The 13158-nt window shown below is 71.0% G+C and carries 11 protein-coding genes; all 11 read right to left on the reverse strand.

Translation table 11 applies throughout. The features are described 5' to 3' along the window. Positions 1-1404 (reverse strand): 3' terminal RNA ribose 2'-O-methyltransferase Hen1 (locus AXW62_RS20510; RefSeq protein WP_060945820.1); only part of this gene is annotated, 1404 nt, incomplete at its 3' end. A gap of 34 nt (positions 1405-1438) precedes the next feature. Beyond that, the gene (gene mmuM / locus AXW62_RS20515) at positions 1439-2443 is read right to left on the reverse strand and encodes a homocysteine S-methyltransferase (RefSeq protein WP_060945821.1); all 1005 of its coding nucleotides are present in this window, start codon (positions 2441-2443) and stop codon (positions 1439-1441) included. 20 nt (positions 2444-2463) lie between these two features. After that, positions 2464-3387: an LLM class F420-dependent oxidoreductase gene (locus tag AXW62_RS20520; protein ID WP_060945839.1), complete on the reverse strand. Its 924-nt coding sequence runs from the start codon at positions 3385-3387 to the stop codon at positions 2464-2466. 18 nt (positions 3388-3405) lie between these two features. Next, positions 3406-3891, reverse strand: coding sequence for a DUF6099 family protein (locus AXW62_RS20525; RefSeq protein WP_030834360.1), 486 nt, complete (start codon positions 3889-3891; stop codon positions 3406-3408). 412 nt (positions 3892-4303) lie between these two features. After that, on the reverse strand, positions 4304-4666 hold the full coding sequence (locus AXW62_RS20530; protein ID WP_060945822.1) for a nucleotide pyrophosphohydrolase: 363 nt from the start codon (positions 4664-4666) through the stop codon (positions 4304-4306). After that, entirely contained in the window at positions 4650-5807 is a 1158-nt protein-coding gene (locus AXW62_RS20535; RefSeq protein WP_060945840.1) for an AAA family ATPase, read from the reverse strand. Before AXW62_RS20535 ends, AXW62_RS20530 begins: the two co-directional genes overlap by 17 nt. A gap of 643 nt (positions 5808-6450) precedes the next feature. Further along, entirely contained in the window at positions 6451-7329 is an 879-nt protein-coding gene (thpD, locus tag AXW62_RS20540; protein WP_060945823.1) for an ectoine hydroxylase, read from the reverse strand. Beyond that, positions 7307-7735, reverse strand: coding sequence for an ectoine synthase (locus AXW62_RS20545; protein ID WP_060945824.1), 429 nt, complete (start codon positions 7733-7735; stop codon positions 7307-7309). Before AXW62_RS20545 ends, thpD begins: the two co-directional genes overlap by 23 nt. Before the next feature lie 21 nt (positions 7736-7756). Continuing rightward, positions 7757-9025 (reverse strand): diaminobutyrate--2-oxoglutarate transaminase, encoded by a 1269-nt coding sequence (gene ectB / locus AXW62_RS20550; protein ID WP_060945825.1) that lies wholly within the window; start codon positions 9023-9025, stop codon positions 7757-7759. A 62-nt stretch (positions 9026-9087) separates the two neighbouring features. After that, positions 9088-9582: a diaminobutyrate acetyltransferase gene (gene ectA / locus AXW62_RS20555; RefSeq protein ID WP_060945826.1), complete on the reverse strand. Its 495-nt coding sequence runs from the start codon at positions 9580-9582 to the stop codon at positions 9088-9090. Between the two features lie 785 nt (positions 9583-10367). Further along, positions 10368-13136, reverse strand: a complete 2769-nt coding sequence (locus AXW62_RS20560; RefSeq protein ID WP_159060926.1) for a pPIWI_RE module domain-containing protein — start codon at positions 13134-13136, stop codon at positions 10368-10370. Positions 13137-13158: the final 22 nt, after the last annotated feature.

The following is a 13158-nucleotide window of genomic DNA, read 5'->3' on the forward strand; positions in this document are numbered from 1 at the left end:
GGGGCGGAATTCCACCGTGTAGCCGTGCCGTTCGGCCACTTCCCCCGCCCAGTCCCGGAACTCCACCCGCGTCCATTCGAAACGGTGGTCCCCGTGGCGCATCCGCCCGGCGGGCAGGGTCTCCCAGCGCACGTTGTACTCGACATTGGGCGTGGTCACCACGACGGCCTTGGGCCGTGCGGCGCCGAACACCGCGTGCTCCAGGGCGGGCAACCGGGGCGGGTCCACATGCTCGATCACCTCGCTGAGGACCGCCGCGTCATATCCGGCGAGCCGGGAGTCGGTGTAGGTGAGCGCGCCCTGGGTCAGCTTCAGCCGGGCCGACTGCCGCTCGGACATGCGGTCCAGCCGCAGCCTCCGTGCCGTCTCGTTGAGCGCGCGCATCGACACATCGACGCCCACGATCTCGGTGAACCGCGTGTCCTTGAGCAGTTCCCCCAGCAACTGGCCCTGACCGCAGCCGAGATCGACCACCCGGGCCGCCTCGACCTCACGCAGGGCGTCGAGTATCGCCTCGCGCCGCCGTACCGCCAGCGGAACCGGCTTCCCGGGCCCCTCTGCGCCTTCGTCCCCCTCCATCAGCTCGGCCGCCGGGGCATCGACGGCGTTGTCGATCTCCTCCGCCTCGGTGTCGTCGGCCTCGGCGAGCCGCGCCAGCTCCAGACGCTCCAGCGCACTGCGCGTCAGCGACCAGCGCCGGGCCAGATAGCGGTTGGTGATCAGCCGCTGCTCGGGGTGGTGCTCCAGCCAGCCCTCGCCGGAGCGCAGCAGCTTGTCCACCTCGTCCGTGGCGACCCAGTAGTGCTTGGCATCGTCGAGCACGGGCAGCAGCACATACAGATGGCGCAGGGCGTCCGCCAGCCGCAGCTCGCCCTCCAGCACCAGCCGTACGTACCGTGAGTCGCCCCAGTGCGGGAACTGTTCGTCCAGCGCCACCGGCTCGGCCGTCACCGCCCACCCCAGCGGGGCGAAGAGCCGCTCGACCAGGGCGGCGCCGCCCCGGGCGGGCAGCGCGGGCACCTCGATCCGCAGCGGCAGCGGCCGCTCCGGCAGCTCGGGCCGGGCCTTGCACTGGCCCTTCAGCGCGCTGGAGAAGACCGCGCTCAGCGCGACCGCCAGCAGTGAGGAGGCGGCATAGGGGCGGTCGTTGACGTACTGCGCGAGCGCGGAGTCGGGGGCGCCGCCCCGGCCCTTGCCACGGCCCCGTCGCACCAGCGCCACGGGGTCCACCTCCAGCAGCAGCGCCGCGGTGCATTGTTCCGCGGTCGCCTCGGGATAGAGGACATGTGCGGTGCCGTGGGAGGTCGAGAACCGCTGGGCCTTGTCGGGGTGTTTGTGCAGCAGAAACCCGAGGTCGGTCGCGGGGCGCTCGGCGGTGCCGGTGGTGGTTATCGTCAAGAACACCCGTCCGAGTATCGCCGGGCGAAGCGCCCGCCACCTAATGGTTTCTCACCATGGCCGCCAGCTCCGCGATCCGCTCCGGCCCCACCCGGCAGCAGCCGCCGATGAGCCGCGCCCCCGCGTCATGCCATGCCGTCACCCGGCCCGGGTCGAAGGTCGCCCGGCCACGCCAGCTCCGTGCCGTGGCATCCCACTCCTCTCCGCTGTTCGGATAGACCACCACGGGCTTGTCCGTGGTGTCGGCCGCGATCTCCACGGCCCGGTCGGCGTCGCCCGGCTCACAGCAGTTGACGCCCACGGCGATCACCTGGTCGACCCCCGCGGCCACGGCGAACGCGTCCCGCAATGGCTGCCCGGCCCGGGTGGTCTCCCCCGCGATGCTGTAGGAGAGCCACACCGGCACCCCGCATCCCTCGACCGCCCTCAGCATCGCCGCGGCCTCATCCGCGTCCGGCACCGTCTCCAGCGCCAGCACATCGGGCCCGGCCGCGGCCAGCGCCTCGATCCTCGGCCGGTGGAACCGCTCCAGCTCGGCCACGCTCAGCCCGTACCGCCCGCGGTACTCGCTGCCGTCCGCCAGCATCGCCCCGTAGGGGCCGACGGAGGCGGCGACCCACACCGGCTCCGCGCCGCGGTCGGCCGCGCCCGCCCGCTCGGCAACCGCCCGCTCGGCAACCGCCCGGTCAGTAGCCGACCGCTCGGCAGCCGCCCGGTCAGCCACTGCCCGCTCGGCTGCCCGGCGCGCCAGCTCGACACTGCGCCGCAGCAGCGCCGTGGCCTCCTCGCGGCCCACGCCCCGGTGACCGAAGCCCTCGTAGGTGGCCTGATAGCTGCTGGTGATGAGCACCCGTGCGCCCGCCCGTGCGTAGGCGGTGTGGGCCGCCTCGATCTGCCCCGGGTCATCGGCCAGCAGCCGGGCCGACCACAGCTCGTCGGAGAGATCGCAGCCCTGAGCCTCCAACTGGTTGGACAGCCCGCCGTCGAGAACGAGCGGTCCATGCCGCAACGCGGCGGCGAGGGACGAAGGGGGTATGGACGTCACGGGCACTCCTGATGGTTCGCTCAGCCCAGCTGGGCCTGGACCTGCGAGGAAATCAGCTCCAGGTGGTCGAGGTCCTGGAGGTCCAGCATCTGGAGGTAGATCCGGGAGGCGCCCACCTCCGCATAGCGGCCGATCTTGTCGACGACCTCGGCCGGGGAGCCCGCCAGCCCGTTCCCCTTCAGCTCATCGACCTCCCGGCCGATCGCCGCGGCCCGCCGGGCGACCTCGGCGTCGTCCTTGCCCACGCACACCACGAGCGCGTTGGAGTAGACCAGGTCGTCGCCCTTGCGGCCGGCGGCCTCGGCCGCCTCCCGCACCCGGCCGAACTGGCGCTCACTGTCCTCGACCGAGGCGAACGGCATATTGAACTCGTCCGCGTACTGAGCGGCCAGCCGCGGGGTGCGGGTCGCCCCGTGGCCGCCGATCAGCACCGGCACCTTGCTCTGCGCGGGCTTGGGCAGCGCCGGGGAGTCCACCAGCTGGTAGTGGGCGCCGTCATAGCCGAAGGTCTCGCCGACCGGCGTCTGCCACAGCCCGGTGACGATGGCCAGCTGCTCCTCCAGCCGCGCGAACTTCTCCTTGGGGAAGGGGATCCCATAGGCGCTGTGCTCCTCCTCGAACCAGCCCGCGCCCAGACCCAGCTCGACACGACCGCCCGACATCTGGTCGACCTGCGCGACCTGGATCGCCAGCACACCGGGCAGCCGGAAGGTGGCGGCGGTCATCAGGGTGCCCAGCCGGATCCGCCGGGTCTCGCGAGCCAGCCCGGCCAGGGTGATCCAGGCGTCGGTGGGGCCGGGAAGGCCGTCCACGCTTCCCATGCGCAGATAGTGGTCGGAGCGGAAAAAGGCGTCGAAGCCCAGGTCCTCGGTGGCCTTGGCGACGGTGAGCAGAGTGTCGTAGGTCGCGCCCTGCTGGGGCTCGGTGAAGATGCGAAGATCCATGCCCCCCATCCTGCCTCCTCATGCGGCACCGCCCCACTCCCCACCCCACTCGCGGAACGTGAGGTGCCTGAGCATCCCGTGCACCCGGTCCCTGGCCTCGTCCGCCGCGTCGATCGCTTCCACGCACTGCCAGTACAGCGCCTCCTCCTCCGTGTTGGAGGCCACGCCGACCAGCGCGAATCCCGCCTCCGCGAGCAGATCTCCCAGCGCCAGCAGCACCCCTCTCGGATCGCGCACCTCCGAGAGCTGCGCGGCCCGTAAGCCCCCGCCGCGCAGCGCGGGATGGTGCAACGCCGGACGGAACAGGGCGCCGCGCGCCCGCCCACCGGCCTCGCACAGACCGCGCGCCTCCGCTCGCGCGGCCGCCGGGCCACTCACCACGAAATATCCGCCGACCGCCTCGGCCAGCGCCTGAACCTGCCAGGCTTCGGCCACGATGTCGTGCACGCTCCCGGCCTTCGCCAGGGCATGCCGGGTGACACCGATCAGCCGCATCGCGTCCATTCCCCGCACCCCTCTCAACGGACTCCTCGCACCCGTCTCTCCTCCACTACCCAGAGTGATGACTAACAGGCCGAAAAGCTAGGGGAATTCAGGAATCTGTTGACAACAGTTGCGATGTGGATAACTTTTTCACCACGGAGAGTGACGGATGGAGGTGTCAGGGGCCCACGGCCGCCGTCCGCGAAACCGGTTCACCGCCGCGGCCCCCGTTCACTGACCGTTCACGGCGGCTGCGACCGCTCGTGGTCGGCCCCCGCCCCTCGCGGTGAGCACCCGCCCTCCGAACCCTCAACGGCCGCCCCTCACGGTGAGCGGCCACCCTCGCACCCTCAACGGCCGCCCCTCGTACTGAGCGGCCGCCCCTCGCCGTCAGCGCCCGCTCTTCAAACTGTCAGTGTCCAGCCCCGCGCCGTCAGCGCCCGCCGTTCACCGGGAACCGCCCCTCGTTCCGGTCGATCTTCGCGGAGAGCGCCGCCAGCGCGTCGATCCCCAGCACCTCGCAGAACTGGAGCAGATACGCCAGCACATCCGCGACCTCGTCCTCGACCCGGGCCGCCGCGACCTCGTCCTCCATCACCCGCGCCGACTGCTCCGGCGTCAGCCACTGGAAGATCTCCACCAGCTCCGACGCCTCGACGCTCAGCGCTGCCGCGAGGTTCTTGGGCGTGTGGTACTGCTGCCAGTCGCGGGCCGCCGCGAAGGCGGCCAGTCTGCGCTGGAGCGCCGCCACGTCCAGGCCGTCGGTTCGTCGCTCACTCTCATGGAACTCGCTCACGCCCCAGGTCTACCACCGTGACGGGGGCGTCCCCGACCGCCCCCGTCACGTCTCCCACCGTCCCCACGAGCCGGATGTGCCCCCGTGCGCACATCCGGGCCGCCACCCCCAGGAGCTCCCGCGCCTGTCGCCGGTCCAGACACCGGTCGAAACCGTCGGCCAGCACGGTCAGCACCTGCCGCGCGGGGAGCACATCGGCCGCCGGGTCCACGGCCAGCACACCGGGCCCGGTCAGCAGTACCAGCGCGAGCGCGAGATAGCGCAGCTCGCCGTCGCCCAGCCGCTCCACGGGCATCGCGCCGAGCTCCCCCTGCTCGACCAGGGCCCGCACCGCCCCGTCCGCGTACCCCTCCGTGACCAGGCCCTCGACCGGTCCGGCGCATCCGGCCCGGACCGCCGCGACCAGCGCCGCATGGCGCGTACCGCACTCCCGGCTGGTCCGCCGCAGCACCGCCGCCAGGTTCTCGCAGCCGCCGCGCAGCCGCCCGTCCCTCGGCGCCGCCGGGGCCCGCATCCGCTCCGGCCGCGGATCGCAGGGGAAGACCGAGCGCAGCGCGATGACCACCTGCTCGGCGGCGGCCAGCGCGAGCCGCTGCCCCTCCGTCGTGCCCGCCACCCGCAGGGGCAGCAGCGAGGTCGCCAGCCGGTCGTCGGGCAGCGGGGCGCGGGTGACCGCGACGGCTCCCGCCGTGTGCCAGGCGGCCTGCACACAGCGCCGCCCCGGGTCGCGCAGCGCCGTCTCCAGCAGGGTCTCTCCCGCGCCCGTCATCCGCTCGCCCACGATCCGCAGTTCGGGCTCGGCCTGTACGGCGACATCGAGCCGCACGGGCCCGACCGGGCCGTCCACGGTGCAGCCGATGCGGAAGCCGCGCCGCCCCTGCCGGTCCGGCCGCGCCCGGCGCGGGATGTACGCCGCCGGCTCGCGGAACACCTCCGCGAGCCGGGCTCCGCTCGCGAGCCGCGCGAGCGCCGCGTACGCCTCCAGCACGCCGGACTTACCGCTTCCGCTCGGCCCGGAGATCAGGGTCAGCGGGCCCAGCCGGAAGGCGGCACGGCGGTGGGTCTTGAAGGCCGACAGCCTCAACTCGGAGACAACGGGACGCAGTTCGGTCCTGGCGGGCAGCAGCCCGGATACGCTCATGTCCCGGAACATATCTGTGGCACATACCGCCGAACCGTTACGCCTTCCGTATCTTCCTACCATCGGGGGATAGCCGTGGTGGCTGATGATGACCAAGGGACAGCGGTTAACCGGTGATCAGGGAGCTACAGCGGACGCCCGGTGATCAGGGAGCCGAGATCCCGCGGGTGCCCGGTGATCAGGGAGTTGAGGACGGCACGGGGGCCATGGCGGACCACACCTTCTGGATCGTGGCCGCGCACGGGCGCTGACGTCCGCCGCGTGGCGCACGGCCGAAGTGGTGGCGGAGAAGCGGGCGAGCGCGGCGATCAGCGCACGGCGGGCCACAGCTGGACCAGGTGGTCGCAGCTGAGGGGCGCCGGCCCCTCCCCGGCGGCGGGGGCTTCCCGGTGCCCGCGGGCGGCGACGACGGGCACCGCCGACGAGCGTCGACCACGGACGGCGACGACGAGCACCGAGCGCGGGCCCCGACCACGAGCACCGACCACGGGCGCCGAGCGCGGGCACCGCCGACGAGCACCGACCGCAGACGACGACGGCGAACGGCGACGACGGCGAACGGCGGCGACGGCGAGAGGCACCGAACCGCCGCCACCGCCGGAAGAAGACCGCGGACCCACGCACGTTCCCGCCCGCGCGCTGGCTACCGGACCGGTGTGAAGTCCCGCGCTCCGATGAACTCGGGCCGCCGGAGGGGGGCCGCGAACGGCTCCACCGCCGTGTTGAGCACGCTGTTGAACACGATGAAGACGTTGCTGCGCGGATACGGCGTGATGTTGTCGGACGAGCCGTGCATGCAGTTGCAGTCGAACCACGTCGCCGAGCCCGCGGGACCGGTGAACAGGCGGATGCCGTGCTCGTCGGCGAGGCGCCTCAGCGCCCGGTCGGACGGTGTGCCCGCGTCCTGCGTCCGGAGCGACTTCTTGTAGTTGTCCTTCGGCGTCCGGCCGGCGCACGCGATGAACGTCTTGTGCGACCCCGGCATGATCATGAGGCCGCCGTTGGTGTCGTGGTTCTCGGTCAGCGCGATCGACACGGACACCGCCCGCATCCGCGGCAGTCCGTCCTCCGCGTGCCAGGTCTCGAAGTCCGAGTGCCAGTAGAAGCCGGACGCGCCGAAGCCCGGTTTGACGTTGATCCGGGACTGATGGACGTACACGTCGGAGCCGAGGATCCGGCGGGCCGGGCCCACCACGCGCTCGTCGCGCACCAGGTTCGAGAAGATCTCGCTGAGCTTGTGGACCTCGAACACCGACCGCACCTCCCGCGACCTCGGTTCGACGACGCGGCGCTCGTCCGCGCGCAGCGCCGGGTCGCGGACCAGCCGGTCCAGCTCGGCGCGGTACTCCGCGACCTCGTCCCCGGTCAGCAGCTGTCCGACGGTGAGGAAGCCGTCCCGCTCGTACGGCTCCAGGTCAGGGGTGAGCGGCCCGTGGACGACCGGATCCTGGCGGGGCGTGACGACCTCACGGCTGCCCCGGGTCGGGTACAGGTCCCGCTCAGCCGCGGTGGTCCTGGTCATCGTCATGGTCAGCCTCCTCCGGCAGCAGCGGATAGACGCCGTTCTCGTCGTGGTCCTCCCGCCCGGTCAGGGGCGGGTTGAAGACGCACACGCACCGGAAGTCCGTCTTGGGGCGCAGCGTGTGCCGCTCGTGCCCGTCGAGCAGGTACATCGTGCCGGGTGTGATCCAGTGGGTCTCGCCCGTCTCGTCATTGGTGAGTTCGGCCGTTCCCGCGAGGCACAGCACCGCCTCGACGTGGTGCGCGTACCACATCGACGTCTCCGTCCCCGCGTACAGCAGGGTCTCGTGCAGCGAGAAGCCGGCCTTCTCCCGGGCGAGCACGATGCGCTTGCTCTCCCAGGTGCCGGAGGCGGCCCGCACATGGCGCTCGGTGTTCTGAATCTCCGCGAAGGACCGGACAATCACGTGACTGCGCCTTTCTCTTGCTCAGCCCGTTTCCCGTACCGATCGGGCGAGGATCCGCAGCCCCTCGTCCAGCTCCTGCGGGGCGACGGTGAGGGCCGGCAGCAGCTTGACGACCTCGTCCCGCGGCCCGGACGTCTCGACCAGCAGCCCCAGGTCGAACGCGCGGCGGGCCACGGCCGCCGCGCGGGAGGCGTCCGCGAATGCCAGGCCCCACACCAGGCCACGGCCGCGGACCTCGGCGCCGAGCCGCGGGTGCTCGTCGCGGATCGCGTGCAGCGCCTGTTCGACCTGTTCGCCGCGGACCCTGGTCTGCTTCTCCATCCCGTCGTCGGTCCAGTAGGTGTGGAGGGCGGCGGTCGCCGTGACGAAGGCGGGGTTGCTGCCGCGGAAGGTTCCGTTGTGCTCGCCCGGCTCCCACACGTCCAGCTCGGGCCGGAAGAGACACAGTGACATCGGCAGGCCGTAGCCGCTGATGGACTTCGAAAGGGTGACCACATCCGGGGTGATGCCCGCCTCCTCGAAGGAGAAGAAGGCGCCGGTGCGTCCGCAGCCCATCTGGATGTCGTCCACGATCAGCAGCATGTCGTGCCGGTGGCACAGACCGGCGAGGTCCCTCAGCCACGGGGACCGGGCCACATGGACCCCGCCCTCGCCCTGCACCGTCTCGACGATCACGGCGGCGGGTTTGTCCAGACCCGAACCCTGGTCCTCGAGCAGCCGCTCGAACCACAGGAAGTCCGGGGTCCGGCCGTCGAGGTAGCGGTCGAACGGCATGGGAGTGCCGTGGACCAGTGGAACACCCGCCCCGGCCCGTTTGAGGGCGTTCCCGGTGACGGCCAGCGCTCCGAGCGTCATGCCGTGGAAGGCGTTGGTGAACGAGACGACCGCCTCGCGCCCCTTCACCTTGCGGACCAGCTTCAGCGCGGCCTCGACCGCGGTGGTACCGGCCGGACCGGGGAACATCATCTTGTACGGCAGCGCCCGCGGGGACAGCACCAGATTCTGGAAAGCCCGCAGGAAAGCCCGCTTGGTGGTGGTGGCCATGTCCAGGCTGTGGGTGATGCCGTCACCCTCGAGGTAATCGACGAGCGCGCGTTTCAACGCGGGATTGTTGTGGCCGTAGTTGAGTGACCCGGCGCCCGAGAAGAAATCGAGATAGCTGCGGCCGTCCTCGTCGTGGAGGTGGCTGCCCTGCGCCCGCTCGAAGACGGTGGGCCAGCCGCGGCAGTAGCTGCGTACTTCCGATTCCAGGGTCTCGAAGACGCTCAGGTCGGGCTGGTTGGTCGTCATGACACACGCTCCTCGGTGCGGGAAGAGTCCGCACACGCCAGATCCTGCCGACGATGCGCCGGCTAGCGCAGTGGTCCGATGCGGTACAGATACTCGGCCTCATGGGAATCGGGGAAAAGCGCTGCCGGGAACAGCAGCTCCCGTTCCACCGACGCCCGGTGCCGGTCGGCGAAGGAGTGGAACAACCGCTGCGACGCGGTGTTCTGCAGGCTGATGGTCGTCTCCATGCTCCGGGGGACGCCCCGTGCGTGCGGACGGGCGGTGAGGTGGTCCAGCATGGCGCCGGCCAGCCCGCGTCCCCGCTGTTCCGGGTCCACCGCGACCTGCCAGATGACGAGCGTGCCGGGCCGATCGGGCCGGCGGTAGCCGGTGACGAAACCGATCGGCGCACCGCCCGGCTCCCGCGCGACCACGGAGGTCCCGGCGAAGTCCCGGAACCACAGGAGGTAGCTGTAGGAGGAGTTCGTGTCGAGCACCCCGGATTCGCGGGCAATGCGCCAGACCGCGGCACCGTCCTCGATCGCGGGTGCGCCCATGGATTGCGTCAGCGTCGCCATAGAACCAGCACCTCTGCCTCATCGACACGGGAGGAGCATCTCCGCAGCAGTTCTGTGGGGGTTTCGTACACCGACCGGGAATGCCCGATGCGGCACATTCCTGTTTGCCGAGTTTGCCGGGGAGGAATTACTGACGATTCGGCCACGTGCTCGCGACAACCATGTGGCGTCTGGGTGGCATTACTTACGTCATTTTACGTCCGCGGTCCCTCTTCGGCACCACGGGCATGGCTATGCGGCCACATTGGACAGTATCAGCGTTTCATCCGTTCGGCAGCGGGTACTCGTTCCGGCGGTCGCGCAGGACTGCCGGTGGTGGGTACCGCCACCCCGCCGCGGTTCTGCCGTCCGGCCACTGGCGGGAAAGGCCGCGGCCGGGAAAAGCCGCGGGGCAAATCCGCGGGCAGGGAATTCCCGGCGGCCTCTGCCGTCGCGGCGAAATCCTTCCCTTGAGCCAGTACGTGTACCACTGACCAAGGGCGCTTCTGCGCAGGTTCGAGGATCGCTACGCACTCCACGTGGTGCGTGACCGGAAGCATGTCGCCCGGGTGAGCCCAGAGAAAATCGCAGGTCAAGTGCAATCTCTTGTCTCGCCTGGGGACACAGGCGCGCAGAGCGTCAAACGGGCGTCACGGCGGAGAAAACAATAGCGCGCGGTGATCTCAGCAAGGAGTGCACCAGACGCCGTCACCCGCGGTCACGTTCAGCCTTTGGCACTCACACGAGGGAACATTAGTTCTTATCGGCGTCGATCGTTGGGACGCCTTATGCAGGCGGCGCCTCGCTCATGGAGCGGATGACGTGCTCCCCTCCTCCTTCGTTCCGGCCATCGGAAGCACGTACTCACCGGCGAGACGCGCCAGGTGCAGCGGGAGGGGCCGGGCGAGCGGCGGGTAGTCGTCGTGGTAGCGCAGCTGGTGCGTGAGTGTTGCCCACTCCGCCGGCCGGTCAGGCAGGTCCCCTTCACGCCCCGAGTCCGCCAGCGCCTTCTCCGACAGGCAGCCGAGCACAGTGATCTCCAGCTGCCCGGGATTCCAGGCGGTCTTCCCGGGTGCTGTCCGGCCCTGTGCCGTGGGCGCCAGCTTCATGAGTCCCTTCGGCAGTTTCGCCACCGTGTGCGGCTTCGAGGCCGTACTCGCGAAGACACGGCTCCCCGTCTCCGCCGTCCCCCACACACCCTCGGCGAAGCCGACCCCGCCCTTGGCATCGCGGGCGTACCACTCCGCCACTTCCCCCCGTGCATTGGCGTCCCGTACAAGCACCACCCGCAGGTCCTCGCCGTAGAGCGTGTGGCGCTGGGCGGGCTCGGTGCCGAAGCTGAGCATGTCGCGGTCCAGTTCACCGTTGCGCAGGCCGGGCCAGCACTGGCGCAGATTGCCGGCGTCCGCCAGCAGCAGCGTCGGGCGGTCGCGGAGCTGGAAGAGCAGCGCGCGGATCTGCCGCTCGGTATCCCGCTGCCTGTGCTGCTTCACGCCCGGGCGGGTAGCGGGTCGGCGCCCTCCCCGGGCGGCCGCGCCATCGCCAGGCCCTCCCGTATCAGCCTCCTCCCCCTCCCCCGCCACCGGTTCCACTGCCTGGGAGAGCAGCAGCAACAGCTTCGGGTACGGCACCCATTCGGCGCGCTCGGCGTCCCACCCCTCGATGACGCCTGGTCCGTCCCCGGGGCGGACCCGCACCGCGACCAGCCGGCGGACGGGGCATCGCGTGGGTCCCTTCCTGGTGTGGCGTACGAACCAGAGCGCCGCGTACTGGAGGTCGCCGGGAACTCCGGCTCCCACTCGGTGGGCGGGCGGGCTGATCGCGCCGAGCTGCCGGAAGACGTCCAGCCAGGTCCACCTGGCCCGGTGCTCCAGGCCGCTGTCAGTGCGGTCGGGCAGGTTGACGAACTGGCTCAGCCGGCCCTGCCGCGCCCAGGCGATGCGCAGCGCATGCTTGGGGTCGGAGTCCGGGACGGCGGAGAAGCGCTCCTTTCCGGCGATTTCCGTGATCACGACTCCGGCCGCGTCGGGGCGCGGGACCCCCTGGTCCGCCACAAGCCGGCAGCGCCCTTCGACGGCTTCGGCCAGCCGGACGGCCCTGGGGCGCCTGCGCTCCAGGGAGATCGGCAGGGCATCGGCCAGGGTCCCCGCGGGCCGGGCTCGTACGCGGATCTCGACCCCCTCACCCCGCCACCGCCAGGTGTCGTCGTCGGCCGGCACCACTATCTCCCCGGGAGGGAAGCCAATGAGCTTCGGCAGTTCCGCGAGCAGTGCCGCACGAGTTTCCGGGGACTGCCAGAAGATGTCGATCTCCAGGGCACGGCCGTTCAGTGCGCGTGCCAGCGCCGCCCGCCGCTGCAAGGCCAGTTGCGCGTCCTGGACGCCCGGGTCACGTCCGGCGCGCGCACGAGGCAGCAATGAGGGGGTGTTACTCCGGGTGACCCGCGTGAGGTCGGGGACCCGGGTCAGCATGGGGCGTAACCCTTGCTCGACCCAGGCGTCCAGATCCGCCCGCTCCCGTGGCATCAGCCCCGGTCCGACCTCGTGCGGGCCGATCGACGGGTGGTAGACGATGCCGGCCGCCACGCCTCCGGACCCGTTGATCCAACGTTCCGGGTGGGAGAAGAGCGCCTCGGGCTGGGGGTAGTTGCGTACGATGTCCAACTCGGGCACGAGCGGTGCGGGGCTGTGGTGGCGCCAGGCCAGTTCCTTCAGCCGCCGGTCGTAGCCGAGAGTATTCACCATCAGTCGGTAGCCCCGGTCCGGCCCTCCCGGCCACGGTAGCGGAGCATCAAGTAGGACGGTCGTGCCGCCGAGCTGGTGGGGGCGTACGTCGAGCCGGGTGGCCCACCGACGTACCTGAGTGGACACATGGACGCGAAACCGTGATGCAAACGGCACGGTGTGGACGCTGATGTTGAGGCAGGCCGAGTAGTACCAGGTCTGCCCCCGTCGCTCGTACCGCTGGGGCGGCCAGGAGACGAGTCGCGCACCATTGCCCGAGCTCTCGACGCGGAAGCGGAGTGTGATGCCCCCGGTGCGGAACGTCCGGGCGGCCAGTCGGAAGGCGATCCACTCGGGCAGCAGGCTGTAGAGCCGCGCGGCGGGTTCGGCGGTTCCGCCCACCGACGTCACGGTCTCGGCGAGGTCGACCGATTCGGCCTCCCAATGTGGCAGATGGACGGCCTCGGCCGGGTCGTCGGAGCGGAGCCTCTGCTCCAGATCGGCGCCTTCGGTGTCGTCCTCCTCCCGGAACATGCCCGCCGCCCAAGTGCCGATCACCGGCGTCAGCACCTCCCGCGGGACGGCTTCCCGCGCGTAGAGCCACGGCAGGCAGCCGTCCGTTCCGGCGTTGCGGCCGGTCGCGATGACACCGGGAGCCATCGCCTGCAGCAGGGAGTTGAGCCTGCGTACAGGGAGCCGGTCGGGGCGGACGGAGCCCTTGTCCGCCTCGGCGTGCATCCTGGTGAGCTCGGTATGCAACTCTTCGCCGAGCCGCAGCACCCTCATCTCCTCCCGCCACGGTCCAAGGAGCGGGTCGGGTTCGTAGGCTGCGACGCGAATGGTGTGATACACGACATTGCCTCCTGGAAACTGA

Origin of the sequence: Streptomyces hygroscopicus subsp. hygroscopicus (assembly GCF_001553455.1) — a bacterium.
Classification (GTDB): domain Bacteria; phylum Actinomycetota; class Actinomycetes; order Streptomycetales; family Streptomycetaceae; genus Streptomyces; species Streptomyces hygroscopicus.

Coding starts and splice junctions, on each gene's coding strand:
- thpD (WP_060945823.1), bottom strand. CDS start 7,329: ATGACCAGGACCACCGCGGCTGAGCGGGACCTGTACCCGACCCGGGGC.
- ectB (WP_060945825.1), bottom strand. CDS start 9,025: ATGACGACCAACCAGCCCGACCTGAGCGTCTTCGAGACCCTGGAATCG.
- AXW62_RS20535 (WP_060945840.1), bottom strand. CDS start 5,807: ATGAGCGTATCCGGGCTGCTGCCCGCCAGGACCGAACTGCGTCCCGTT.
- AXW62_RS20525 (WP_030834360.1), bottom strand. CDS start 3,891: ATGGACGCGATGCGGCTGATCGGTGTCACCCGGCATGCCCTGGCGAAG.
- AXW62_RS20520 (WP_060945839.1), bottom strand. CDS start 3,387: ATGGATCTTCGCATCTTCACCGAGCCCCAGCAGGGCGCGACCTACGAC.
- ectA (WP_060945826.1), bottom strand. CDS start 9,582: ATGGCGACGCTGACGCAATCCATGGGCGCACCCGCGATCGAGGACGGT.